The organism is Terribacillus sp. FSL K6-0262 (assembly GCF_037977385.1).
GTDB lineage: Bacteria > Bacillota > Bacilli > Bacillales > Amphibacillaceae > Terribacillus.
On sequence record NZ_CP150277.1, the window covers coordinates 2,677,559 to 2,702,260 of the forward strand.

31 protein-coding genes and 1 riboswitch are annotated in these 24,702 nt (G+C 45.0%); of the genes, 22 read left to right on the plus strand and 9 right to left on the minus strand.

The genetic code is table 11. The features are described from left to right. Position 1: 1 nt before the first annotated feature. Positions 2–436: a GtrA family protein gene (locus MHI54_RS13650; protein ID WP_095215895.1), complete on the minus strand. Its 435-nt coding sequence runs from the start codon at positions 434–436 to the stop codon at positions 2–4. A 149-nt stretch (positions 437–585) separates the two neighbouring features. On the opposite strand from MHI54_RS13650, the gene MHI54_RS13655 reads away from it, so the two are divergent. Then, positions 586–1,389: a VLRF1 family aeRF1-type release factor gene (locus tag MHI54_RS13655; protein WP_233135013.1), complete on the plus strand. Its 804-nt coding sequence runs from the start codon at positions 586–588 to the stop codon at positions 1,387–1,389. 56 nt (positions 1,390–1,445) lie between these two features. Here the strand turns inward: MHI54_RS13655 and MHI54_RS13660 are convergent, their stop codons facing one another. The 8 genes from MHI54_RS13660 to MHI54_RS13695 all read right to left on the minus strand — a co-directional run bounded on the left by MHI54_RS13660 (position 1,446) and on the right by MHI54_RS13695 (position 6,110). Further along, the gene (locus tag MHI54_RS13660) at positions 1,446–1,625 is read right to left on the minus strand and encodes a 2-hydroxymuconate tautomerase (RefSeq protein WP_093725739.1); all 180 of its coding nucleotides are present in this window, start codon (positions 1,623–1,625) and stop codon (positions 1,446–1,448) included. Positions 1,626–1,638: 13 nt separating this feature from the next. After that, complete coding sequence (locus MHI54_RS13665) at positions 1,639–2,055, minus strand: Fur family transcriptional regulator (protein WP_095215896.1); 417 nt, start codon at positions 2,053–2,055, stop codon at positions 1,639–1,641. Position 2,056: 1 nt separating this feature from the next. Continuing rightward, positions 2,057–2,923 (minus strand): metal ABC transporter permease, encoded by an 867-nt coding sequence (locus MHI54_RS13670; protein ID WP_340081896.1) that lies wholly within the window; start codon positions 2,921–2,923, stop codon positions 2,057–2,059. Beyond that, positions 2,920–3,648, minus strand: a complete 729-nt coding sequence (locus MHI54_RS13675) for a metal ABC transporter ATP-binding protein (RefSeq protein ID WP_095215898.1) — start codon at positions 3,646–3,648, stop codon at positions 2,920–2,922. Before MHI54_RS13675 ends, MHI54_RS13670 begins: the two co-directional genes overlap by 4 nt. A 218-nt stretch (positions 3,649–3,866) precedes the next feature. Beyond that, entirely contained in the window at positions 3,867–4,937 is a 1,071-nt protein-coding gene (locus MHI54_RS13680; RefSeq protein WP_233135014.1) for an ABC transporter permease, read from the minus strand. Positions 4,938–4,990: 53 nt separating this feature from the next. Further along, entirely contained in the window at positions 4,991–5,413 is a 423-nt protein-coding gene (locus tag MHI54_RS13685) for a MarR family transcriptional regulator (protein WP_095215899.1), read from the minus strand. A gap of 117 nt (positions 5,414–5,530) precedes the next feature. Beyond that, positions 5,531–5,854 (minus strand): spore coat protein, encoded by a 324-nt coding sequence (locus MHI54_RS13690; protein WP_340081897.1) that lies wholly within the window; start codon positions 5,852–5,854, stop codon positions 5,531–5,533. A 16-nt stretch (positions 5,855–5,870) separates the two neighbouring features. After that, positions 5,871–6,110, minus strand: coding sequence for a hypothetical protein (locus tag MHI54_RS13695; protein ID WP_095215901.1), 240 nt, complete (start codon positions 6,108–6,110; stop codon positions 5,871–5,873). 108 nt (positions 6,111–6,218) lie between these two features. Here MHI54_RS13695 and MHI54_RS13700 point away from each other — a divergent pair, with 108 nt between their 5' ends. The 21 genes from MHI54_RS13700 to MHI54_RS13800 all read left to right on the plus strand — a co-directional run bounded on the left by MHI54_RS13700 (position 6,219) and on the right by MHI54_RS13800 (position 24,650). Further along, entirely contained in the window at positions 6,219–6,578 is a 360-nt protein-coding gene (locus tag MHI54_RS13700; protein ID WP_340081898.1) for an arsenate reductase family protein, read from the plus strand. Between the two features lie 83 nt (positions 6,579–6,661). Continuing rightward, a complete protein-coding gene (gene gcvH, locus MHI54_RS13705; protein ID WP_340081899.1) occupies positions 6,662–7,051 on the plus strand; it encodes a glycine cleavage system protein GcvH in 390 nt (129 codons plus the stop codon). A 132-nt stretch (positions 7,052–7,183) separates the two neighbouring features. Continuing rightward, on the plus strand, positions 7,184–7,534 hold the full coding sequence (locus tag MHI54_RS13710) for a toprim domain-containing protein (protein ID WP_095215904.1): 351 nt from the start codon (positions 7,184–7,186) through the stop codon (positions 7,532–7,534). A gap of 27 nt (positions 7,535–7,561) precedes the next feature. Further along, on the plus strand, positions 7,562–7,852 hold the full coding sequence (locus tag MHI54_RS13715; RefSeq protein WP_340082954.1) for a thioredoxin family protein: 291 nt from the start codon (positions 7,562–7,564) through the stop codon (positions 7,850–7,852). A gap of 83 nt (positions 7,853–7,935) precedes the next feature. Further along, positions 7,936–8,265: a hypothetical protein gene (locus tag MHI54_RS13720; protein WP_340081900.1), complete on the plus strand. Its 330-nt coding sequence runs from the start codon at positions 7,936–7,938 to the stop codon at positions 8,263–8,265. 59 nt (positions 8,266–8,324) lie between these two features. After that, a riboswitch (SAM riboswitch) is annotated at positions 8,325–8,426 on the plus strand. Between the two features lie 103 nt (positions 8,427–8,529). Further along, the gene (locus MHI54_RS13725; protein ID WP_095215907.1) at positions 8,530–9,552 is read left to right on the plus strand and encodes a methionine ABC transporter ATP-binding protein; all 1,023 of its coding nucleotides are present in this window, start codon (positions 8,530–8,532) and stop codon (positions 9,550–9,552) included. Then, positions 9,545–10,213: a methionine ABC transporter permease gene (locus MHI54_RS13730; protein ID WP_198946042.1), complete on the plus strand. Its 669-nt coding sequence runs from the start codon at positions 9,545–9,547 to the stop codon at positions 10,211–10,213. Before MHI54_RS13725 ends, MHI54_RS13730 begins: the two co-directional genes overlap by 8 nt. Positions 10,214–10,228: 15 nt before the next feature. Continuing rightward, entirely contained in the window at positions 10,229–11,053 is an 825-nt protein-coding gene (locus tag MHI54_RS13735; RefSeq protein ID WP_198946043.1) for a MetQ/NlpA family ABC transporter substrate-binding protein, read from the plus strand. Positions 11,054–11,283: 230 nt separating this feature from the next. After that, positions 11,284–12,063: a Fe-S cluster assembly ATPase SufC gene (gene sufC / locus MHI54_RS13740; protein ID WP_095215908.1), complete on the plus strand. Its 780-nt coding sequence runs from the start codon at positions 11,284–11,286 to the stop codon at positions 12,061–12,063. Positions 12,064–12,080: 17 nt separating this feature from the next. Then, entirely contained in the window at positions 12,081–13,385 is a 1,305-nt protein-coding gene (sufD, locus tag MHI54_RS13745) for a Fe-S cluster assembly protein SufD (RefSeq protein WP_340081901.1), read from the plus strand. Continuing rightward, a complete protein-coding gene (locus MHI54_RS13750; protein ID WP_095215910.1) occupies positions 13,385–14,611 on the plus strand; it encodes a cysteine desulfurase in 1,227 nt (408 codons plus the stop codon). The genes sufD and MHI54_RS13750 overlap by 1 nt, the downstream gene beginning before the upstream one ends. Next, entirely contained in the window at positions 14,601–15,035 is a 435-nt protein-coding gene (gene sufU, locus MHI54_RS13755; RefSeq protein WP_095215911.1) for a Fe-S cluster assembly sulfur transfer protein SufU, read from the plus strand. Before MHI54_RS13750 ends, sufU begins: the two co-directional genes overlap by 11 nt. A gap of 54 nt (positions 15,036–15,089) precedes the next feature. Continuing rightward, complete coding sequence (gene sufB / locus MHI54_RS13760; RefSeq protein ID WP_095215912.1) at positions 15,090–16,487, plus strand: Fe-S cluster assembly protein SufB; 1,398 nt, start codon at positions 15,090–15,092, stop codon at positions 16,485–16,487. Between the two features lie 243 nt (positions 16,488–16,730). Next, the gene (locus MHI54_RS13765) at positions 16,731–17,210 is read left to right on the plus strand and encodes a DUF2975 domain-containing protein (RefSeq protein WP_095215913.1); all 480 of its coding nucleotides are present in this window, start codon (positions 16,731–16,733) and stop codon (positions 17,208–17,210) included. Between the two features lie 10 nt (positions 17,211–17,220). Beyond that, the gene (locus MHI54_RS13770; RefSeq protein ID WP_095215914.1) at positions 17,221–17,433 is read left to right on the plus strand and encodes a helix-turn-helix transcriptional regulator; all 213 of its coding nucleotides are present in this window, start codon (positions 17,221–17,223) and stop codon (positions 17,431–17,433) included. A gap of 132 nt (positions 17,434–17,565) precedes the next feature. Beyond that, the gene (locus tag MHI54_RS13775) at positions 17,566–18,342 is read left to right on the plus strand and encodes a DUF817 domain-containing protein (protein WP_095215991.1); all 777 of its coding nucleotides are present in this window, start codon (positions 17,566–17,568) and stop codon (positions 18,340–18,342) included. 449 nt (positions 18,343–18,791) lie between these two features. Beyond that, positions 18,792–19,829, plus strand: a complete 1,038-nt coding sequence (locus MHI54_RS13780; protein ID WP_095215915.1) for a zinc-dependent dehydrogenase — start codon at positions 18,792–18,794, stop codon at positions 19,827–19,829. 28 nt (positions 19,830–19,857) lie between these two features. Continuing rightward, positions 19,858–20,682 carry a 2-amino-3,7-dideoxy-D-threo-hept-6-ulosonate synthase gene (locus MHI54_RS13785; protein ID WP_095215916.1) on the plus strand — a complete coding sequence of 275 codons (825 nt, stop codon included), beginning with the start codon at positions 19,858–19,860 and terminating at the stop codon, positions 20,680–20,682. A 15-nt stretch (positions 20,683–20,697) separates the two neighbouring features. Beyond that, positions 20,698–22,218 carry an FGGY family carbohydrate kinase gene (locus MHI54_RS13790; protein ID WP_095215917.1) on the plus strand — a complete coding sequence of 507 codons (1,521 nt, stop codon included), beginning with the start codon at positions 20,698–20,700 and terminating at the stop codon, positions 22,216–22,218. Between the two features lie 75 nt (positions 22,219–22,293). Further along, entirely contained in the window at positions 22,294–23,619 is a 1,326-nt protein-coding gene (locus MHI54_RS13795; protein ID WP_095215918.1) for an MFS transporter, read from the plus strand. Between the two features lie 164 nt (positions 23,620–23,783). Beyond that, entirely contained in the window at positions 23,784–24,650 is an 867-nt protein-coding gene (locus tag MHI54_RS13800; protein ID WP_095215919.1) for a MurR/RpiR family transcriptional regulator, read from the plus strand. The last annotated feature ends 52 nt before the right edge of the window (positions 24,651–24,702 follow it).

A 24,702-nucleotide genomic window follows, 5' to 3' on the forward strand; every position in this document is an offset into this window, starting at 1 on the left:
GCTATTTTTTTCTTTTGAACACAATGTATTTCATGAACAAGAAGCTGCTGGAGGAAGAAAGGAACATTGCCGCCCCTTTTGCTGCATTGTGCTCTATATATGCCGGGATCGAAATGAAAGTGATGGCTCTCAGGACGGAAAGACCGGCAATGAAGACAAGATTGCTGATTACTAACGCAATCAAGGCTTGCGCAAAGAACAAGCCTTTCTCGGCCATGTTTGATTTTTTTTGACTGCGGAAGGTATATCTCGTATTCCAATAGTAACTATTCCAGATACATACCAAATAGCTGATCGTATTGAATAGTAACAGTAAAAGATTATCCTTTGTCGGCCAAATGAGTAGCAATATATTCAGCACAGCCAAATCGACTGCTGCATTCAGTACGCCAATAGAGGTGAATTGCAGGATTTGGGTCCGGGTCCGTTTTAACATGATTTTTCACAGCCTTCGGGTGACATGGTTATATCTTAACATTCTTCCCTCATTTGCTGCTTTTTTAACGTTTCAAGTAGCTTGGATGTGGTATGTAGTGCTATATGCTAGTTTCATTCAAGCAAATCTGGAAGAGGAGTGATTGCAGTTTGTGTTATGCAAAAAATATGGAGAAACTTGCACAAAAAGCCAAGCACCATCCTCAAAAAGTACTTAGCATGTATGTGAACACCGATCCGGCCAATCGTGATCAGACAGGCGGGGAATGGAAGATTCATGTGAAAAATGGCTTGAAGAATTTCGAGACATATCTCAAGAATGATCCCGAAGAATGGAAGCAATTCTTGAAAGTGAAGGAAAAGGTGAAAGCTTTTTTGGACGATAACGGTCAAAGCATGAAAAAAAGCTGTGTCGTGTTTGCATCAGCAGATGATATTTGGTTTGCCGAATGCCTACAAATGCCCGTAACAACGGAATTCCACTGGGAGGATGAGCCAAAGCTGGAACAATTCCAGTCGCTGTATGACCGATTCCCGGAATCTGGTGTGATCTTGGTCCAAAAAAATCAGGTGAAAGTGATCGATGCCGTACTGGGAAAGATCAAGGATACGAAACTTTATGAAATGGATTTGGATACGGAGAAATGGAAGGTGCAGGCAAGCCCTCAGCGAGCTTTATCGATAAAAGGAAAAGGCGGCAAAGGATCGAAAAAGGAGACGATCGAGAGCCGTTTGGAAGCCAATCAAAAACGCTGGTATAAGTCTTTGGCGCCGGATCTCGATAGACTGGCCAAGGAAAAAGAATGGAAATGCATCCACCTTGTGGGTAATAAAGAAGAAGCAAGATTGATTGAAAGCCATATGCAGAAGCAGGTCCAGCAAACCGAAAGCAAAAACCTTTTTGATCAAGAGGAGAGGAAAGTCCTGGAAGAAGTGATGCCAGCCTATTCATGATCAAAGTTGCGAGAGGAGTGAAAAAGCAGCATGCCCAGTGGCATGCTGCTTTTCCATTAGGATAGGCGTTTCCCCGCCACACCATAATTTGCTTTGTTCATTTCTTCGATGACGATGGAAACTGCTTCAGCGCGTGCGCCGGTTGTTTCGACCATTACATCGGTCATCTTTTTGATCATTTGCTCTTTTTGTTCATCTGTACGGCCTTCCAGCATTTTGACGGTAATGATTGGCATATATATCGACTCCTTAGCGATTGTGACACGTCGGGCAAAGTCCATAAAGCTCGAATGCGTGTGTATTTATATGATAATCCGCCAATTCATCTGTGTAAACCGGCAGCGGACATTTTTGGAGCGGCTTGGTCAGCCCGCAGCTTTCGCAGATGAAATGATGGTGATGCGTGCCGCTTTTACAAGCGATCTTGAAGAGTTTCTCCCCGTTTTTCTCGCGGGTCTCCAGCAGCCCAAGCTGTTCGAAAAGGCGGAGGTTTCGGTAAATCGTATCCAAACTGATGCCCTTATAGCTGGTTTCCATGAACGCAAGCAGGGCCTTTGCACTTCGATACCCTTGGGCATGAATGAAATAAGATAGAATATCCGCGCGTTTATCCGTATATTTATGACCATTTTCTTTCAGGATGGCAATGCCTTCGTCCACTTGCATATTAGGAACCCCCTTTCTCGAATGCAGTTTTTCGTTTGTTCGCAAGCAGCAGCTTTTGAACGATGAAACTCAACAGAAGGATAAGGATCGATACGACAACGATGGTACCTCCGGGCGGTATCTCGAAGTAATAGCCGGAGAACAATCCTACAATGACAGATGTCTCACCGAAGAGGATTGCAAGTATCATTGCCTGTTTGAATCCTTTGGCCAGACGGATGGCTGCTGCGACAGGAATGGTCATCAAGGCGCTTACGAGCAGCACGCCGACGATGCGGATGCTCGCTGCGATGACAAGGGCAGTCAGCAGCATGAAAATGAAGTGGATCACTTTTGCATGCAAGCCGCTGACACGTGCATGCTCTTCATCAAAGGAGAGCACGAGCAGCTGTTTGTAAAGGACGCCGATCACCAGCAAAACAATGATGGAAATGATGATGATGACTTGCAGATCGTCACTGCTGACAGCTGATACAGAGCCGAATAAATAAGAAAACAAATCGGTCGTGAAGCCATTTGCCAGTGAAATGAAGATGACGCTCAATCCGACTCCGCCGGAAAGGATGATCGGGATGGCGATTTCCTGAAAATTACGGAACATACTGCGAAGCTTCTCGATCAACAAAGAAGCGACGACGGAAAATCCAAGACCTGCATAAAATGGTGATATCACAGGTGTTGCCAGCTTTTTTTCCATTAAGAGGCCGAAAGCAATCCCGGCCAGTGTCACATGGGATAAGGCGTCCGCAATCAAGGATAACCTGCGGACGACGATGAAGCAGCCCAGTAATGGGGCTATCAAGCCGATCAGCAGACCAGTATATAGTGTATTGCGTAAAAATTCGAATTGAAGGAAATCAGCAATCATGCATGGATACCTCGCAATACATGTAAGTCGGTTTCAGGCAAGCTGAATTGCTCGGGACTGCCTTCGTATCGGACTTGCTGATCCAAATAAACCAGTTTGGATGCGTAACGTGCAATTCCCTCCAAATCATGGGTGATCATCACAAGTGTCAGTCCGTTTTCATTATTCAACCGCTGCAGCAATTCATAAAAGCCTTTTACATTGGCATGATCGATCCCGACTGTGGGTTCATCTAGGATGATCAATTCCGGCTGGCTTACGAGTGCCCTGGCGATGAACACACGCTGCTGCTGACCGCCGGATAGGCTGCTGATATTTTCATGCAGATAATCGCTCATATCCACCTGGGCCACTGCCTGTTTCACTGCAGCTCGGTGCTTAGCCGAAAATCTGCGGAAATAACCGATCTTCGGGGTGAGTCCCATTGCGACCACCTCAAAGACAGTAGCTGGGAAACCTTTATTGAAGGCATTTGCTTTTTGCGATACAAAGCTTACTTTATTCCAGTCCTTGAAAGAGGGGACAGGCTGTCCGAAGAGCTGGATGGAGCCCTTATTTGGCTGAAGCAGTCCGAGTGCAAGCTTGATCAGCGTTGTTTTGCCTCCGCCGTTCGGACCGATCAAACCAAGGAAGTCCCCCCTTTCGACTTGTAAGGATACCTCGCGCAAAGCGGCTTTTTGTTCATAGGAAAAATTAATCTTGTCTATTTGAAGGATAGATGTCATATTCTATCACCTTTCTATTCACGTACTCTTTCACAAGGAATTATTCTATCGTAATCATTTCGATTTGTAAATCATAATCGTTTCGATTTATTGATGAATTTCTCTTTCATGCCACATGGAGCGATTTTTTTCTTGTCTGATAGATGCATTGGAGTGGTGATGAAAGAAAATGTCCTAACAGATAAAAAACCTCCGCACGAATTAGCGGAGGTTTTCGTTCATACTGCTGAAGCTGGCTCGTCTTTTTTGACGAATTGAACTGGCTGCTGTTTCTTCAGTGCCAATGCAAGGCATGAAAGCAGGAAGGTGATGATCAATATCAATCCAAGATGAAGGATTGTCGAAGGTACACTTTGGCCTGCGTAGATGAGCTGACTGAAGCCCTGTACGCCATTGGAAGCTGGCAGTGCTGCTCCTATCGCACGGAACACAGGAGACAATAGATCTGTCGGGATGATATTCCCTGCTGCCATCAGCTGGAACGGAATCATCGCAACATTGAACAGGGCGCCGGCATTGCCGAAAATAGCGAAGCTCATTTGGGTGAAGCTGATGCAGGCAAACACGACAAGCAGCTCGTAGCCCCATAGCTGCATATAAGAAGCGGCGGTATCATTTGCAAAGTAGTGAATCGTAACGATGATTGTCGTAACGACAAGACCGACGATCAGTAAAAGAAGCTGTTTGTTCCAAAAGACTTGCCATTTACCGAACTTGCGGTTCACGATTTGCGTGACGATGTTCATTTGGATATTCATTGTCATGAAAGCAATGAATACAATGAAGCCGAGAATCATCGGAACCATGGAAGTGGCAAAGTTACCGATCGGATTTTCTTTGATGATTTCTGCTTGTACATTGGATCCTGCGATGGAAGCCGTCATTTGTCTGGCTGCATTTTCGGCTATCGACAGCGCGACTTGGGAATTGGAACTATTCATGTAAAACTGTAAGGATGTATCACCCTGCTTGGCCAAGCTTTCCGTGAACGCCTCTGGAATGACAATCAGCATCGCAATATCATTTTGATCAAGCTGTTCTTGCGCATCGTCATAGGAAGCAAGCTCTGCATCGAATGGCAGGCTGTCGATCATTCGATCGGCCAATGCATCGGCCTGGGTGCCGTCCTCATTGACTATGGCAGCTTGCAGGCGATCCAGATGGTTGGTTGCATCATGATAGCCTGTCAGCCAAATGATGGAAAAGAGTAATGGGACAATGATGGCAAAAGCGATGCCGACTTTCGTATTCGGGATCTTGAACATTTCCCGTAAAGGTTGTAAACGCAAATTAAAAACTCCAATCTATACTAGTTGCATGTGCATGTATTTAGTTAAAAAAATCACTGCAAATTCTGATGCAGTCTGTGAATCAGAGTATGCAGCAATTCAATTTCACTTTGTTGGAAACCATTGTATGCATGTTTTTCGACTTCTTCTATCCTTGGTTTGATAAGCTGGACCAGCTCCCGGCCTTCACCCGTGATCTGCAAGCGGATCGCCCTGCGATCATGCGGATCATGACCTCGTATCACCAGGTTCTTCTTGGCGAGCTTATCAATGATCTTCGTCACCGTCGTCTGTTCTCTCTCTGTCAGTTCGGCAAGCTCTTTTTGTGTGATATCATCCTGCTTGTCCAATTCCGCTATCAGGGAGAATTGCTCGGGTGTCAGTTCGAACTGCTGGAGCATGCGGGAGGTCTCCCGTTTCAAGGATAGGTAAGTCCTGGATAAAATCAATCCCAACTCGTCCTGTGTCCTGCTCATGATTTGCTCCCTTCAAATAGTTGCACATGCAAGTATATTACAGGATGGAACTCCGTCCGTCAATAATTTTTTAGGTTCAATGAAAGAGGACAACCAGCAGCTGATTGTCCATCTGTCTCATGTATAAGGAAGTTCCTGGCGTGTCTTGCTGAATTGCTGATAGGCTTGATCCACCTTTTGCTGCGCGGCTTGTTCCAGGCTGTACCAGCCGTGCTGGAACATCAAGTTATACAGATTGCGCTGGGCATCCTGTGCTTCCTTGAAAATGCGAGCCGCTGTTTCATAAAGCGATTGATTGCTCATTTCATTAAGTGCAGTACTATACGAAGCTGTCATATACTTTTCGGTTGCAAGCAAATCAGTCACATGATCCCGGTCATTCATATCCTGCGTCGTCGGTACAGTCGTTTGCGGATTCTGTATCTTCTGGTTCTCTGGCATGGTGCTCCCTCCTTCCTTAATTGAGCGGTTTCGTCTTCAAATGCTCCAGTAGCATGTCATAATGGCGCTGGTGCATCTGGCCGACAGTATGCAAGGCTTCCTGGGCATCTGTAAGCTGTACTTCCCTGGCAGCATGCTGTGCTTTCTTGGCGGCATTCAGATTCCAATTGAGCATATCGGCCAAGTACAGCAAGTCCTTTTCGGAAATCATCTCCGGCGGCTGCAGCATGACATCGTGTGTATTTCCTGCTGGCATGGGATCCCTCCTTTTTCCTTTCTATCGTGCCCGGGATCCATTCGTTTATTCTGTGCAAATGTTGCATAGGACTATGCTAAAATAACAGTATGAAAGGAAGGGGATTACATGTTCCGATTTTATTGGTACCCGAATTGCAGCACATGCAAAAACGCAAAAAAATGGCTGGATGCGAATGGGATATCGTATGAAGCAATACATATCGTCGAGACTCCGCCAAGTCCTGAAGTGCTGCAGGAAGCAGCGGACAAAAGCGGCCTGCCGCTTACCAAACTGTTCAATACGAGCGGGAAAGTCTATCGCGAGGGCGGCTATAAGGAGAAAATCAAAGGTGCCGATGACGCCCAGCTCAAGGCATGGCTGTCTGAAAACGGTATGCTGATCAAGCGTCCGCTTTTGATAGGGGAGGATGCGGCTGCTGTCGGTTTCAAGCCGGAAATGTACGAGAGTGTGACTGCCGCGAATTAAGCTGAATCGGTGGTAATTTTATCTATTACCTCTTATAGTAAATATGTTAGCTATTCTTGTAGAAAATAGGTGGAGGAATAAAAATGAGCAACTTACCGAAAGATCTACGTTACACGGAAGAACATGAATGGATCAAAAAAGAAGAAGGCAATCAGTACCGGATCGGCATAACCGACTTCGCCCAGGATGAACTCGGGGATATCGTATTCGTGGAACTGCCATCCGTTGGTGATGAATTGAAAGCGGACGAGCCATTCGGCAGCGTCGAATCTGTCAAAACAGTATCCGAGCTGTATGCTCCGATCAGCGGTAAAGTCGTGGCTGTGAACGAAGACTTGGACGACAGCCCCGAATTTGTAAATGAATCCCCATACGAGAAGGCATGGATGATCGTGGTGGAAGCAGACGATGAAGCAGCTTATGAAAGCCTGCTTTCGGTAGAGGATTACGAAGGAAGAATCAAAGAGGATTAATTTTTGCTGCCCTTGTTGGCAAGGGCAGCGGTTTCTTTTCATATACTATGGCAAGCGTCATTGCTAAGCTGCCTTTATTCGGAGCACGGGCAAGGAAGCAATCAAATATCGATCAGAATAGGTGATGCCAGTATGGGTGATGAAGAAAAGGTCATTATTGTGGAAGGACGCTCGGATAAAGAGCAGATAAAGAAGATCATCGATGAGGAAGTGACGATCATCTGCACCAATGGAACATTGGGCATCGAGCGGCTGGAACAGCTTTTGTATGACTATGACTTGGATCACAAGCAAGTATATATCATGGTGGATGAGGACAGCGCCGGACATAAGCTGAGGAAACAGCTTGCCAGAGAGCTTCCGCATGCCCAGCATATTTACGTAGACAGAACCTATCGAGAGGTAGCGGCGACCCCGGCACCTGAATTGGCCACGGCCCTGCTTAGCCGAAGTATCATGGTGCATCCATTCTTCCTCGCCTGATGAAAGAAGGGATGAATTATCAACGTCATCGAAAAAGAGGTCCGGGAAGTCATTCGGCAGGAACAGGCAAGGATATTTGTGCATACACCGTTCTGCGGCACATGCCAGCTTGCCGAGAAAATGCTCCTGACAGTGGAGACTTTGACGGGCCAGGAATATTATCATAAACTGAACGCCTCCCTATTTCCGGATTTCATGCAGGAATATCGGATTGAGAGCGTACCTTGTCTGATTGTCTTTGAACAAGGGGAAGTTCAGGAGAAAATATATGCGTTTCATTCTGTCCAGCATATGCTGGCAAAAACGCTGGGTGAATAAAACAGCTTTCCAATTGGAAAGCTGTTTTTTCTTGCAGGAATTCGGAGGGCACGGAGCCAAATACAAAGCAGGGGGGATGAAGGATGATCATGGAAGAAATGGAAAAGCTCAAACGGCAAATCGAGGCAAGGGAGGATCTGCTGCCTTTATGCAATGACAAACGGCTGAAGGTCTTTATAGAATGGGAAGATGATCATTTCGATTTGCATATTGATAGGAGCAGTCTGACGACGCCGGCCACGAAGCCTTATGGATTTCTGTATATCCGTACGGATGAGCGCACACTTCATCAGCTTCTTGCGGGCCAAGTGCAGCTTCGCAGTTTATGCGACAGGCAGGTAGTGGAAGGGGATTATCAGCATATCCTTCTTATGGAAGCGCTTTTGTTCCTTGGAGCCCGTGGCAGTTTGTAATATATGTTGACAGAACTTTGTACTAGTGCTAAACTCCTTTTTAGCAATCATATATAAAACTCTTATCAAGAGTGGCGGAGGGACTGGCCCGATGAAGCCCGGCAACCACAGGTTTTCCTGTATGGTGCCAATTCCTGCAGGGAAACCTGTACAGATGAGAGAACAATTTTCGCAACCAAAAGCGTCTTTTTGTTCTCATGACAAAAAGACGCTTTTTTATGTTTTTTATGTTTGCAGAGCAACATGGGGAAGGAGGAGCGGATATTGATTACCATCAAGAACCTCTCCAAAATATATCGTACGAAAAAACAGAATATTACAGCGGTTGATCAGCTTGACTTGACGATCGAGTCGGGTGAAATCTTTGGTGTGATCGGGTACAGCGGTGCTGGTAAAAGTACCTTCGTGCGCTTGCTGAACCGTCTGGAAGAACCGACAGCCGGTGAAATAATCATCAATGGCAAGGATATTGTAAAACAGCGGAAAAACGAACTCCGGCTTGCCAGACAGGAAATCGGGATGATCTTCCAGCACTTCAATCTGCTATGGTCCCGTACGGTGCACCAAAACATCGCTTTTCCACTGGAAATAGCGGGCGTACCGAAAAAAGAAAGAAAAGCGAAGGTTGATCGATTGATTGAGCTTGTCGGTCTGAAAGGACGCGAAAATGCTTACCCATCCCAATTAAGCGGCGGTCAGAAGCAGCGTGTCGGCATTGCGAGAGCACTGGCGAACGATCCGAAAGTACTGCTGTGTGATGAAGCGACATCTGCATTGGATCCGGAAACGACAGACAGCATCCTCGATCTGCTGGTGGACATCAACAAACGTCTCGGTTTGACGATCGTCATGATCACGCATGAAATGAATGTCATCCGTAAAATCTGCCATCGTGTTGCCGTAATGGATACCGGCAGGATCGTGGAGAAGGGTGATGCAGCGGAAGTGTTCCAAAATCCGCAGCAAGCGATCACGAAGCGTTTCGTCCAGCAATTGGATGGAAGCGAGCAATATGAATCCTTATCGGCGGCTGCGATGAAAGAAGGTTCAGGCACGATCGTGAAGCTTTCCTTCTCAGGGGACAATGTCAATCAGACAGTTGTCAGCCAGACCGCGAAGCAATTTGATGTGGACATCAATATCCTGCAGGGGAATGTACTGCAGACACAAACCGGCGCAGTCGGCAGCCTGTTCCTGCAGCTTGTGGGCAGTGAAGCGGAAGTGGAGAAGGCACTTGACTTCATCCGCGGGGCGAATGTGAAAGTGGAGGTGCAGGAACTTGTTTGAGAAATGGTTTCCGAATGTAGATATAGCAGATTTGAATACCGCCATCTATGAGACATTCTATATGACGATTCTTTCCTTGATCGGTACTTTCATCATCGGAATCATCCTTGGTCTTTTGCTTTATCTGACCAGTAAGGGAAAACTGTGGGAGAATAAAGTCGTTTATTGGATTGTGGCAGCGGTCGTCAATATATTCCGTGCGATCCCGTTCATCATCCTAATCTTGCTGCTGTTCCCATTCACCGATTTCATCGTCGGTACGATCCGCGGTCCGGAGGCAGCATTGCCGGCGCTGATCATCGGATCTGCACCATTCTATGCAAGGTTAGTCGAGATCGCATTGAAAGAAGTGGACAATGGAGTAGTCGAGGCTGCCAAGGCAATGGGGGCAAAGAATAGTACGATCATGTTCAAAGTTCTGCTGAAAGAGTCCATGCCGGCACTTGTCTCGGGTATTACCGTAACGGCAATCGCCCTTATCGGATCCACAGCAGTGGCGGGCGTCATCGGTGCAGGCGGATTAGGCGACTTCGCTTACTTCTACGGCTTCCAGCGCCGCCAATTCGATGTCGTATTCATCTGTACGCTATTGATTGTCATCGTGGTTTTCGTCTTCCAATTCATTGGAGATTTGATATCAAATAAACTAGATAAACGATAAAGGAGAGGGATCCATTTGAAAAAGGCATTATTAGTCATTTTATCAGCAGTATTCATGGTGTTCCTGGCAGCTTGCGGATCTTCCGGCAGCGGTTCGGGCGATGAAGAAACGACAATAAAAGTGGGTGCTTCCAGCACACCGCATGCAGAAATTCTTGAAGAAGCAAAACCACTCTTGGAAAAAGAGGGAATCAATCTCGAGATTGAAGAGTATCAGGATTATGTCCTTCCGAACGATGATTTGGCAAGTGGCGACCTGGATGCCAACTACTTCCAGCACATCCCTTACTTGGAGACTTCCAATAAGGATACTGGATATGATTTGATCAGCCTTGGCGGCGTTCACTTGGAACCAATGGGTGTCTACTCCAAAAACATCAAGAATGTCGACGATATCAAAGATGGTACAGAAGTGCTCATGGGCCGTAACGTAGCAGAGCAGGGACGTGTCCTTTCCATCTTCCAGAAGGAAGGCCTCATCAAAATCAAAGATGGTGTCGATCCTGTCGATGCAACGTTTGATGATATCGCAGAAAACCCGAAAAACTTGAAGTTCAGCATGGAAGTAGATCCTGCATTCCTGCCGGATACGTATGAATCCGAAGAAGATGCATTGGTTGTCATCAATACAAACTACGCATTGCAGGCAGGACTGAAACCTTCCGAGGACGCCTTGATCCTGGAAGGAACGGATTCCCCGTATGCGAACATCATTGCCGCACGTGCGGAAGACAAAGACAATGAGGCTTTGCAAAAATTGATGGATGTACTTCACTCCGATGAAATCAAACAATTCATCGAAGAGAAATACGATGGCTCCATCCTCCCTGTAGATGAATAAGAAATAGCATTCTCATGCCTTTGCTGGTATTCTCAGCAAAGGCATTGTTTTTGGCTGGAAATCGAAGTGTGATACAATAGGGGAAGGCCATGTTAAAACTGTGTTTTTATCTAGTAAAAAAGTTGATAATGGTCGAATAATGCTTTAAGATTATAATGAGAATAAATTGATAATGTGTTTAAATAACGTTATCGAAATTTATAAAATAGCAGCTATCGGAGGGGTAATAAATGGCAGGTTCAGTTCTAGAGATCAAAGACCTACATGTTTCGATTGAAGATAAGGAAATTCTTAAAGGTGTGAACCTTACGATAAAGAGCGGGGAATTCCATGCGGTAATGGGACCTAACGGTACAGGTAAATCCACATTGGCATCCGCAATCATGGGACATCCGAAATACGAAGTGACTAGCGGAAGCATCACGTTGAACGGTGAAGATGTCCTGGAAATGGAAGTGGACGAGCGCGCCCGTGCCGGTCTATTCCTTGCTATGCAGTATCCTAGTGAAATCAGCGGTGTTACAAATGCCGACTTCCTTCGTTCTTCCATCAATGCCCGCCGCGAAGAAGGCGACGAGATCCCATTGATGAAATTCATCAAGGAAATGGATGAAGCGATGGAATTCCTTGAAATGGATAAGAACATGGCACAGCGTTACTTGAACGAAGGTTTCTCCGGCGGTGAGAAAAAGCGTAATGAAATCCTTCAGCTTCTTATGATGAAAGCTGAAATCGGTATCCTTGACGAGATCGATTCCGGTCTTGATATCGACGCACTGAAAGTGGTTGCAAAAGGTATCAACAGATTGCGTGACGAGAACTTCGGTTGCTTGATCATTACCCACTATCAGCGTTTGCTGAACTACATCGAGCCTGACTTCGTACACGTCATGATGCAAGGCCGCGTCGTGAAATCCGGCGGATCCGAGCTTTCCCAGCGCCTGGAAGCGGAAGGTTACGATTGGATCAAAAAAGAGCTGAACATCGAAGACGAAACTATTAACGCGTAAACTGGAGGAGGGATCTTATGACTGTTGAAACGAAGCAACCATATAATGATGAATATATCAGCCGTTTTTCCAGTTCCCGCAATGAGCCTGAATGGATGAAGGAACTTCGTCAGCAAGCTCTTTCCCAATCGGAATCTTTGGACATGCCAAAGCCCGATAAAACTGGGATCAAGAACTGGGATTTCGACACATACGTGCATGAAGTGGAAGGGGAGAAAATCAGCTCATTGAGCAGCTTGCCTGCAAGCGTTGCGGCACTGATCGATGCAGACAATGCCCCGAATCTTTACATCCAGCGCAATAATAGTGCTGCATATCTTGCCCTTAACGAAAAATGGAGCGAGCAAGGAGTCATCTTCACGGATATCTTCACTGCCCTGCAGCAGCATCCTGACTTGCTGAAGCGTTATTACATGAAGGACGCTGTGAGCATCGATGAAAACCGTCTGACTGCTTTGCATGCAGCACTGATGAATGGCGGTGTGTTCATCTATGTTCCGAAGAATGTCACAGTGGATGAGCCGCTTCAGACAATCTTCTGGCAGGAAGATGATAAAGTGGCATCCTTCAATCACATCCTGATTGTTGCGGAAGCCAACAGCTCCGTGACATACGTGGAAAACAGCATTTCCCATAATGCCGACCAGGCGACATTTGCGAATGTCGTTACGGAAGTCATTGCAGCAGACAATGCCGTTGTTTCCTATGGAGCGGTGGACAACTATGCAGCAGGTACGACTGTATATGCGAAACGCCGCGGTGTCGCTTACCGCGATGCCCGCATCGACTGGGCGATCGGCCAAATGAACGACGGTAATACAATCAGTGAGCATGTCACACACTTGATCGGTGATAACTCTGCATCCGATGCGAAGAGCGTAGTTGTCGGCCGCGGAAAACAAATCCAGAACTTCACGACAAACATCATCCACTTCGGCAAGAACTCCGTCGGTAACATCTTGTCCCATGGTGTCATGAAGGATCAGGCCAGCTCGGTATTCAACGGTATCGGAAAAATCGAACATGGTGCCAGCAAAGCAGACGCCAACCAAGAAACTCGCGTCTTGATGCTCAGCCAAGGTGCGCGCGGTGATGCAAACCCGATCCTTTTGATTGATGAAGATGATGTAATCGCCGGACACGCAGCTTCTGTGGGCCGTGTCGATCCGCTTCAGCTTTATTACTTGATGAGCCGCGGAATCACCAAGCATGAAGCAGAACGTTTGATCATCCATGGATTCCTTGCACCTGTAGTCAATCAGCTGCCTATCGAAACAGTCAAAAATCAGCTGACACAGGTAATCGAAGGGAAAGTAAACTAATGGATGCCCGCTCTATCCGTGAACAGTTCCCGATCCTGAATCAGGAAGTCAACGGACATCCGCTGGTCTACTTGGATTCCTCTGCAACTTCCCATAAACCGATAAAGGTATTGGAAGCTGTGGATGCCTATTACCGGAATGATAACAGCAATGTGCATCGCGGTGTGCACACGCTGGGAACCCGGGCTACGGATAAATATGAAGGTGCCAGGGAAAAGGTGCAGCAATTCATCCATGCCAGAAGCACCAAGGAAGTGATTTTCACGCGCGGTACGACGACGGCGATCAATACGGTTGCCCATAGTTATGCCCGTGCGAATCTGGAGCCTGGTGATGAAGTGATCATCACACCAATGGAACACCATAGTAATATCATCCCGTGGCAGCAGGCGGTCAAAGCGACCGGAGCAACATTGAAATATTTTGAACTGAACGAAGATGGTACCTTGAATATGGAAGATGTGAAAAAATCGATCGGCCCGCAGACGAAGATCGTTGCTTTGACACATGTCTCCAATGTACTGGGAACCATCAATCCGATAAAAGAAATCGTCGGACTTGCCCATCGGCAGAATGCTGTCGTCCTCGTGGACGGTGCCCAGGGTGCACCGCACTTGAAGGTGGATGTGCAGGACATCGATTGCGATTTCTATTGCTTCAGCGGCCATAAGATGTGCGGACCGACAGGGATCGGAGTCCTTTACGGCAAGCAGGAACTGCTGGACAATATGGAACCAGTTGAATTCGGCGGCGAAATGATCGACTTTGTCCACCTTTATGATTCAACGTGGAAGGAGCTCCCTTGGAAATTCGAGGGCGGTACCCCGATCATTGCCGGTGCAATCGGTCTTGGAGCGGCAATCGATTTTCTCGATGAAATAGGGATGGATCAGATTGTTGCCCATGATCGGAAGCTGACAGCATATGCGATGGAGCGCATGAGCGAAATCGAGGGACTGACCATCTATGGTCCATCCGCCGATAAACGCTCCGCGGTCGTCACATTCAATATCGATGGGGTCCACCCGCATGATACGGCGACTGCACTCGATACGGAAGGTATCGCTGTGCGTGCCGGGCATCATTGTGCCCAGCCGCTCATGCGCTGGCTGGATGTAACAGCCACTGCCCGGGCAAGCATGTATGTATACAATACCGAGGACGATATCGACAAACTTGTCAGCGGACTGACAAAAACGAAGGAGTTTTTCGGAAATGTCTTTTGATAACCTTGATACACTCTACCGGCAAGTGATCATGGATCACTATAAACATCCGCGGAATCGTGGTAAGCTGGAAGGGGACGCATTAGTGGTCGACATGAATAACCCGACTTGCGGAGACCGTATCCAGCTGCAGCTTCAGGTGGAGGATGGCAAGGTGAAGGATGCGAGATTCGAAGGGGAGGGCTGTTCCATCAGCATGTCCTCTGCTTCCATGATGACCCAGGCCATCAAAGGCAAGTCCATCGAAGAGGCGCTCCGTATGTCGCAGCTATTCTCCGATATGATGCTGGGGAAAGAAATCGACCCAGGTGATCTGGAGCTTGGCGATGTGGAAGCACTGCAGGGAGTCGCAAAGTTCCCGGCACGCATCAAATGTGCGACACTCGCTTGGAAGGCGATGGAGCAAGGCGTCGAAAAGAAATAATACTTGAACACTGTCACGTGTGAAATAGATGTAATTCCATAAGGAGGTTTTACCATGGCTAAAAAAGCGCCTGAAATTGGAGATTACCGGTATGGCTTCAGTGATCGTGATGTTTCCATTTTCCGTACGGAAAAAGGCCTTACACCTAGAATCGTTGAAGAAATCTCTAAGATGAAAGAAGAACCACAATGGATGCTTGACTTCCGTCTTAAATCCTTGGAGCAATTCTATAAGAAGCCGATGCCGCAGTGGGGCGGAGATCTTGCTGAGCTTGACTTCGATGAAATCACTTATTACGTGAAACCATCCGAGCGATCCGAGCGTTCATGGGATGAGGTACCGGAAGAAATCAAAAACACATTTGATAAACTCGGTATTCCGGAAGCCGAGCAGAAATACCTTGCCGGTGTTTCCGCACAATACGAATCAGAAGTTGTTTATCACAACCTCAAAGAGGAATTGGAAGAAATGGGTATCGTATTCAAGGATACGGATACTGCACTTAAAGAGAATGAGGATCTTTTCCGTGAGTATTTCGGTAAATTGATTCCGGCATCGGATAACAAATTCGCTGCATTGAACTCTGCGGTATGGTCCGGGGGCTCCTTCATCTATGTGCCGAAGGGCGTCAAGACAGATATTCCATTGCAAGCATATTTCCGGATCAACTCCGAGAATATGGGGCAGTTCGAGCGTACACTTATCATCGTTGATGAGGGCGCATCCATTCACTATGTCGAGGGATGTACAGCTCCGGTGTATACAACGAATTCCTTGCACAGTGCGGTTGTTGAGATCTTTGTTGCAAAAGATGCTTACTGCCGTTACACAACAATCCAGAACTGGGCTAACAACGTTTACAACCTGGTTACAAAACGTGCGACAGTCGATGCGAACGGTACGATGGAATGGGTCGATGGCAACATCGGTTCCAAGCTTACAATGAAATACCCTGCTGTGATCCTGAAAGGTGAAGGCGCCCGCGGTATGACATTGTCCATCGCCTTGGCTGGTAAAGGCCAGCATCAGGATGCCGGTGCAAAAATGCACCACTTGGCACCAAACACTTCTTCAACGATCGTTTCCAAATCCATCTCCAAACAAGGTGGTAAAGTAACGTATCGCGGAATCGTCCACTTCGGTAAGAAAGCGGACGGGGCACGCTCCAACATCGAGTGTGATACGCTGATCCTGGATAACAAATCCACTTCCGATACGATTCCTTACAACGAGATCTTCAACGAGAACATCTCCTTGGAACACGAAGCGAAAGTTTCCAAAGTATCCGAAGAGCAATTGTTCTACTTGATGAGCCGTGGTATCTCTGAAGAAGAAGCAACAGAAATGATCGTAATGGGCTTCATCGAGCCATTCACGAAAGAACTTCCAATGGAATATGCCGTTGAAATGAACCGCCTGATCAAGTTCGAAATGGAAGGTTCCATCGGTTAATGCAACGAACGGAGTCATGTCTGAAAAGACGGACTCCGTTTTTTTATACTACTAAAGTGGAAAACGTTTCGTTACCTAACCCAAATGATAATCAGAAAGTGATGAACAGTTCAAGCATTCCTGGTGGGATGCTTTTTTATTTGAGTGAATCAGTAAAAAAATATCCTTATTTAATAATTATTTATTGTAAAACGATAAATGATGTATTAAAATGATTTTTAGAAATGAAATGAGGTGCTTAATATGAAAAAAGAAACACTTTTTTTAAAGGCAGCTGTTTTTCTGATGGCATTGCCGGTGATTGCATTATGTATTTTTGTGATTCCGCCGATTGCTCTTGGTTCAGCCGATTATTATCCGGAAGTAGCATTTTTAAAATATTTTGCTTTGGTTGGATTGTATATAACGGCATTGGCATACTTTCTAGCCCTTTATCAGTCTTTCCGCCTGCTTGGTTATATCGATAAGAATGTAGCTTTCTCTGATTTGTCTGTGAAGGCATTAAAGAATATTAAGCTCTGCGCTGCAACCATAAGTATCGTTTACGTCATCCTTCTTCCGCTAATTTATATCGTGGCCGAGAGAGACGATGCCCCAGGTCTTATTTTGGTAGGAATGGCGCTTATCTTTGCACCGTTAGTAGTAGCGATTTTTGCTGCTGTCCTGCAAAAGCTTCTGAAAAATGCCATCGATATAAAATCTGAAAATGACTTGACGATCTGAGGTGAACAATATGGCTATTATAATCAATATCGATGTAATGCTGGCTAAAAGAAAAATGAGTGTAACAGAGCTTTCGGAAAAGGTCGGCATAACCATGGCGAATCTGTCCATATTGAAAAACGGAAAGGCAAAGGCAATTCGAGTATCAACGTTGGATGCCATTTGTAAGGCTCTGGATTGTCAGCCTGGGGATATCCTCGAATACCGAACTGATGAAGTGTAAGGTAATAGTGAAATAGAAGGAAGCAGAAGAAAATATCGGAGGGATAGGGCTATGGATAAAAAACGCAACCTGACTTACTATGCTGGACAGGGATTACCTGCATTCCAAAAGCGAAAGTTAGCTCCCAGAATGCTGGAAGCATTAACACAGCTCGTCCGTTTTGGCTGGGAGCAGGCATTATCCTGTTTGTTTCCGGTCGTGATTTTTGCTTCTTTGGCTCTGACTCAAGTTATTTCGCTGCCCTTTCTGCCGCGTTATGACTGGCTGCTTATCATCTGTCTTCTGATGCAAATGCTGATGTTACGTTCCGGTCTTGAAACAAGGGATGAACTAAAGGTAATTACGGTATTCCACCTAATCGGTCTTGCGCTTGAATTATTCAAGGTACATATGGGTTCCTGGTCTTATCCTGAAGAAGGCTATTCCAAATTCTTCGGCGTTCCATTGTATAGCGGATTCATGTACGCCAGTGTCGCGAGTTATCTTTGCCAGGCATGGAGAAGGCTTAGGGTTGATCTTGTTGATTGGCCGCCGTTTCTGGCCGTTGTACCGCTGGCATCTGCGATTTACTTGAATTTCTTCACCCATCATTATTGGATGGACATTCGCTGGATATTATCCGGATTGGTGCTCGTTGTTTTTTGGCAATCATGGGTAACCTATGAAATCGGAGGAACCCGTTATCGAATGCCACTCGCGCTTTCCTTTGTACTCATCGGTTTTTTCATCTGGATTGCCGAGAATATCGCCACCTTCTTTGGCGCTTGGGAATATCCGAACCAAGCTGATGCATGGAGTCTCGTCCATCTGGGGAAGGTGAGTTCATGGCTTTTATTAGTGATAGTGAGTTTTATGATTGTGGCAACGTTGAAGCTGGTCAAGGGGAAAAATGACTCGGTCAATGGTTAAGGAGTCCGATAGAACATTATCTTTCTGTCACGCTTACGTTGCATGCAAATCACTGATATGAAAGGACTATAAGAAAAAGCTGTTGATTCGGAATTAACAGCTTTTTTCTATATACGTGAAACAGATACTGTTATAGGATGAGCATTCATACCAGGGAATATAATATTCATGAAAAAATATTTTATTTTTTCAGAAAGTAACTTGAAGGAAATTACCACCCATGATATTATGAACTCAAGTCAGATTGATAAGACATTGAATAAATTACAGAAAAAAGAAAGCGTTATCAGAATAATAGGAAGGAGATGTATGATACGTAAAGCTTGAATATACTTGTTCAATGGGGAAAATAACGTCATCATGAATATTTTTTTCTTTATTTTATAATATTTTATGGAGAAAATAATCTTCATCGCTTAAAACTTTTCAAATTGAAGGAGACTGGCACAATGAAGGCTGCGATTTTTCATGGACCAGGAAGGTTGAAAGTGGAAGACGTCATCAAGCCAGACATAGAAGAGAATGAAGTTCTTCTTAGGGTCAATGCAAGCGCTGTATGTGGGACAGATGTCAGGATCTTCGAAGGGAAGAAAACGAAGGGTGTGAGAACCCCATCTGTAATTGGTCACGAACTCGTCGGTACGATTGAAGAGGTCGGGGCCTCTGTAGCCGGATTTTCCAAAGGCGATCGGGTTGGTGTTATGCCGGTAATTCCCTGCAGAAGATGTTACTATTGCTTGAATAAGCGGGAAAATGTTTGTGCGAATCGTACGGCTATCGGTTATGAGTATGATGGCGGTTTTGCAGAGTATGTAAAAATTCCAAACGCAGCTTTAAGTGCGGGCAATCTGGTAAAAATCCCTGATCATATAACATTTGAAGAAGCAGTTGTTACGGAGCCTCTTGCTTGTTGCATCAATGGCCAAAAAAAAGCGAAAGTGAAAATGGGGGATGTCGTGGTTGTCATGGGGGGCGGTCCCATCGGTCTGATGCATGTACAGCTGGCAAAATTATCAGGTGCCAAATCAGTGATACTGAGTGAACCTATTGAACATCGCAGGGAAAAAGGATTGGCTGCCGGGGCTAAATATGCAATAGATCCCAATCAGGAATCATTGAAAGATGTTGTATCAAGGGAGACAGATACTTTAGGTGCAGATGTGGTCATCATGGCTATAGGGGTACCTGCACTAGTGAACACGGGTATAGGTTTATTGAAAAAAGGCGGTACTTTAAACCTTTTTGCAGGATTTACAAAAGGTGTACTATCCGAAGTAGATCCGAATGTAATTCATTATAATGAAATTACAATTAACGGAACATCCGCTTTGACTAGAGCTGATTACCATGAGGCGCTATCCCTCATTTCATCTGGAAGCATTAACACAGCAGTGATAACAACAACCGGCTATAAATTGGAGAATATAGAACAGGCTATCTTGGATGTGCGGAATGGATCTGGCATGAAAACGGTTATTACCCAATAACAAATTATAAGAAAGAGGAGTGCTTATTATGACATTGTTAGGTAAGGAAATCCGGATGAACCGCCTTATTAACCGCGAGTCTGGGAAACTATTGGCTGTAGCTGTCGATCAGGCTTTGGCACGTGGAATATTCGAGGAGCTTATGCCAATCCAGCGAAAGATAGATGAAATTGTAGCAGGTGGACCGGATGCAATGACTATGCATAAAGGAATTGCGGATATGTGTTTCCGATCACATGCAGGAAAAACAGGTATGATCTTAAAATGCTCTACTTTTTCGCCATGGCAGCCGAACTATGATACATGGGTAACGGAAGTGGAAGAAGTGGTTCGTTTAGGAGCAGATGCTGTTTCTATGGGATGCATTGTTGGAGGCGGTGATCAGCCAGAACAGCTCCGTAATCTGGGTATTATCGCTGGGCAGGCAGCCAAGCATGGTCTTCCGATGATAGCGCATATCTATCCGAGAGGAAACCAAATTCCAGACAGCGAGAAGAATGATTGGAAACATGTTGCCTATGCAGTTCGTGCAGGCGCAGAGCTAGGTGTGGATATTGTAAAAACAAAGTATACTGGCAACCCGGAAACATTCCATAAGGTCGTTGCTTCCACTCCTGGGAAGGTTGTAGTGGCTGGCGGAGATAATGGCAGCAATATAGAGGATTATTTCCAGATGGTTTATGATGTAATGGATGCCGGCGGTACTGGTATAACATTTGGCAGGATAGTCTGGAATAACCCTAATCCCACGGCTGTAGTCCGGGCGTTCAAACATATCATCCATAATAAGGGTACAGTGAAAGAAACAGTGGAGCTTTATGAGGAATTAGTTAATTCACCATTAAATGTATAATGGACGGTGACAAAAATGTCTCATATTATTGGTATTGATATAGGGACCAGTGGAATCAAAGTTGGGGCAATGGATAGGGAAGGAATATTAGGCTGCTTGGAATATCAGCCTTACTCCCTTCTTTTCCCTGCCCATGGTTTGGCCGAAATAGATTTAGAGGATGTTTGGCGGAAGACAAAGTCGTTATTTTTAAAGGTCTGGAGTCAGGTAGAGCGGTTAGGTGCCGTAGATGCAATCTCTCTTTCTACTTTTTGTAATTGTTCTGTTTTTTTGAATGAAGAAGGAGAGCCTTTATCACAAGGGATAATGTACTTTGACCAGCGTAGCAAGTTTGAATCCAGCTGGGTGAAAGATGTTATCGGTGAGGACCGGATATTCGAAGTGTCGAAAAACCGAATGGAGCCAGGAATGTTTACAATTACGACTCTTCTTTGGTTTAAGAATAATCATCCAGATCTCTATGATCAGATGTATAAATGGGGAAACCTATCCACGTTTATCTTGAATAAGCTGACCGGCAGTTTTGTCATGGATTGGACTCAAAGCTCTTTTACAGGAATGTACGATTTGAAAAATTATGAGTGGTCTTTGGACATTATAATGAAAGTAGGCATAGATAGGGAAAAACTTCCATCAGTGGTTGATCCAGCTTCCATTGTCGGCAATTTGGCTCTTGAAGAGATTGGTATAGAGGGCATACCAGTATTTGCCGGAGCTGCGGACACTGCTTGCTCCACTGTTGCACTCGGTGTCGGGATCAATGACATGTTTGAATCGGTAGGGACTTCGAATGTGCTGACTGTTTGTACCGATAATCCTGACAACTTGGATAATCGTTTTTTAAACAGATGCCATGTAATGAAACACCGCTGGCTCTCCCACGGCGCGATGTCATTTCCAGGTGCATGCATTCAGTGGTTTTATGAACAATTCTTAAAGCCGGAAGGGTATTCCAAGGATATTCTTGAAAACTTATGCAAGCAATCTCATATTGGTGCAGGCGGAGTATTCTTTCTGCCGTACATGCAGGGAGAACGATCGCCTATCTGGAATTTCGACGCAAGAGGAGTATTTGCGGGAATCAATTTAAATACTTCCAAAGCTGATATGTTCAGAGCTATATTAGAAGGATGTGCTTTCGGGCTCAAACAGATTTATGAAATTATCGAAACAAACTATCAGCTTCATGTGGAAAGCTTCCCATCTATCGGTGGGGGAGCAAAAAATAAGGAATGGGCTGGTATTAAATCAAACATCCTGAATAAAAAAATCCATCTGAAGGATATATCCGAAACGGCAGTCTTAGGAACATGTTTAATTGCTGGTTCATCAATCGGTTACTATTCATCTTTGGAAGAAGCAGCAAAGGCAGTCAGAAATCGCACTGTTTGCACTATAGAACCAAATACTGCTGTATTAAGCCAATATGAGGAACTATATGAGGTATTCAAGCAATTATATCCATCGTTGCAGATGTTCTTTGCTCTAAGTTCCAAATCCAGACGAGAGAAAAACTCTCTTGAAGAAATAGTGTAGAATTTTGTAAGCCCTTACATCAGGTTGCGCATCTGCTGTGTATTTTAATAAATGAAATTTGGGGGAGGCAAGACAATGGCTTTACCTGAATCTGAATTTCGCACGAAGAATAAATCCAACTACCGTTGGATAGTCCTCTTGATCATATTCATTCTGTATATTGTCTGTTATGCGGATCGCGCAAATATAGGTGTGCTGCTGCCGTTTATTCAAGAAGACTTTGTTCTTAGTAACTTTCAGGCAGGTGCAATCTCAAGTTTCTTTTTCTTAGGCTATGCTGTATCACAAATTCCAGCTGGTTTTTTACTCAGTAAAAGAGGGACTCGCAGCATTGTAGCCATCGCAGCTATTGCATTTTCCATAGTCACTTTCCTTCTGGGGACTGTCTCAGGTGCGGCAATGCTGATTTTGCTCCGTTTAGCTCTGGGTCTGGCTGAAGGACCAGTTCCTGTCAGTATGTCTACAACGATAAATAACTGGTTCCCAGCTAAAGAAAAAGCGACTGCAACTGGTGTTTATATTGCTTCTACACAGCTTGCTCCGATATTTGTACCAATCGTGACCACGGCAATCGCTGTTTCATTAGGCTGGCGTTATGTGTTTTTCTGGTTTGCGGTTCCAGGTATCATCATAGCCATCATTTGGTACTTTTTGGTTAGGACAAAACCGGAAGAAAGTACCAAAGTATCCAAAGCCGAATTGGAATATATCCGCCATGAAGAGGCTCCCATAATGGAATCGGTAGTACAGGAAGAAAAATCACTTGGATGGATTGATAAAGTGATTCGTTACAAGAAGGTGGAGCCATTAAGTACCTACAAAAGCATTTTCACCTCTTGGAATATCATGGGTAATACATTTACTTACTTCTTAATGAATAGTGTTTTGTATGGCATGTTAACTTGGGTCCCGATGTATCTGGTTAATGCCAAGGGCTATTCCTTTATGCAAATGGGGTTTGTTGCGGCCACTCCTGCAGTTGGCGGATTGGTTGGTGCTATTTTAGGAGGGATCATATCAGATAAAGTTTTTCTCAATAGGCGTAAACCAACCATGTTGATTACAGCAATCGCTACAGCGATCATGATGCTTGTTGTGATAAATATTCCAGACAATGGAGCGGTTGTAGCAATAAGTCTAGCTCTGGCTGGATTCTTCCTCAATATCGGGTGGCCGGCATTTACTGCCTATCCTATGGGACTTACAACCAGGGAAACCTTTCCAGTGGCGATTGCTACGGTAAATAGTGGTGGAAACCTAGGGGGATTTTTTGCTCCAATGATAGTAGGAGCAATTCTGGATGCGACAGGGAATTATGATATTGCCTTCGGTTTCTTTGGGATATTGCTTGTTCTCGGGTTCCTCATCATTCTCACATTGAAAGAACCTAAGGTAGCATGACATGGACTTTAGCTGAATCCGCAATTCATGTTAAATGAATAATGTGTTTTTTATGTCGGGGGCATGGAAAATTCCATTGCCTTTCTTTTTTCAATTAGAAAAGAAGGCACCATTATAATAAAATAGTAATTACAAGAAATAAGAAGAGAAGGTAGGAATTATCAATGAACGGTTTAAATATCAATACCACTCCCGGTTTTTTTACCAGAATTAATGCAGCGAAGACAAAGCTGAGGGATTCTGAGAAAAAGATAGTTGAGTTCATTGAAAATCATCAAGAAGAAATCATTCATCTGTCTATTACGGAAGTTGCAGAAAGAAGTGAAACAAGTGAATCCTCTGTTGTCCGTTTATGTAAGCGGCTCGGGTATAAAGGATTTCAGGACTTTAAAATTCATCTGGCCAAAGAGGTTGTTGCCCCAGACAAGCAGATTTCGGAAGTGATCGAAAAAGGTGATGATTTCATTACAATAAAAAAGAAGGTTTTCCAATCAAATATCCAAGCTCTGTATGATTCCATTGAAGTATGCAGCGACGAGGAAATCCAGGAAGCTGTAAAAGCGATATCTAAAGCAAGGTTGATTGAATTTTATGGTACCGGTGGTTCAGGAACAGTTGCGCTGGATGCTCACCATAAGCTATTAAAACTAGGGATAAAATCGTTTGCCTATAATGATGCTGTACTCCAGGCAATGTCCGCCAGCGTGCTTACAGAACAGGATGTTGTGATAGGGATTTCCCATACTGGATCGAATAGAGAAGTTCTGGCAGCCATGGAATTGGCTAAAGAGGCAGGAGCAACACGGATTTGCATTACCAATTCAACTAAGTCACCGATTACAAAAATATCTGATATCGTCCTTCAAACAGCGTCGAATGAAACATTATTCCGCACAGATGCAATATCCTCCAGGATTGCTCAGTTGACGATTGTCGATGTGTTAGTGGCAGCTGTAGCTAACCAGAGATACGAATATTATCTATCTAATTTACAGAAGACTCGCACCTCGACCACTGGAAAAAAACTGTAGGGAGATTTCTTCTTTGGAGATATATTTGAAGGAAACTTCCACCTGTTTAATG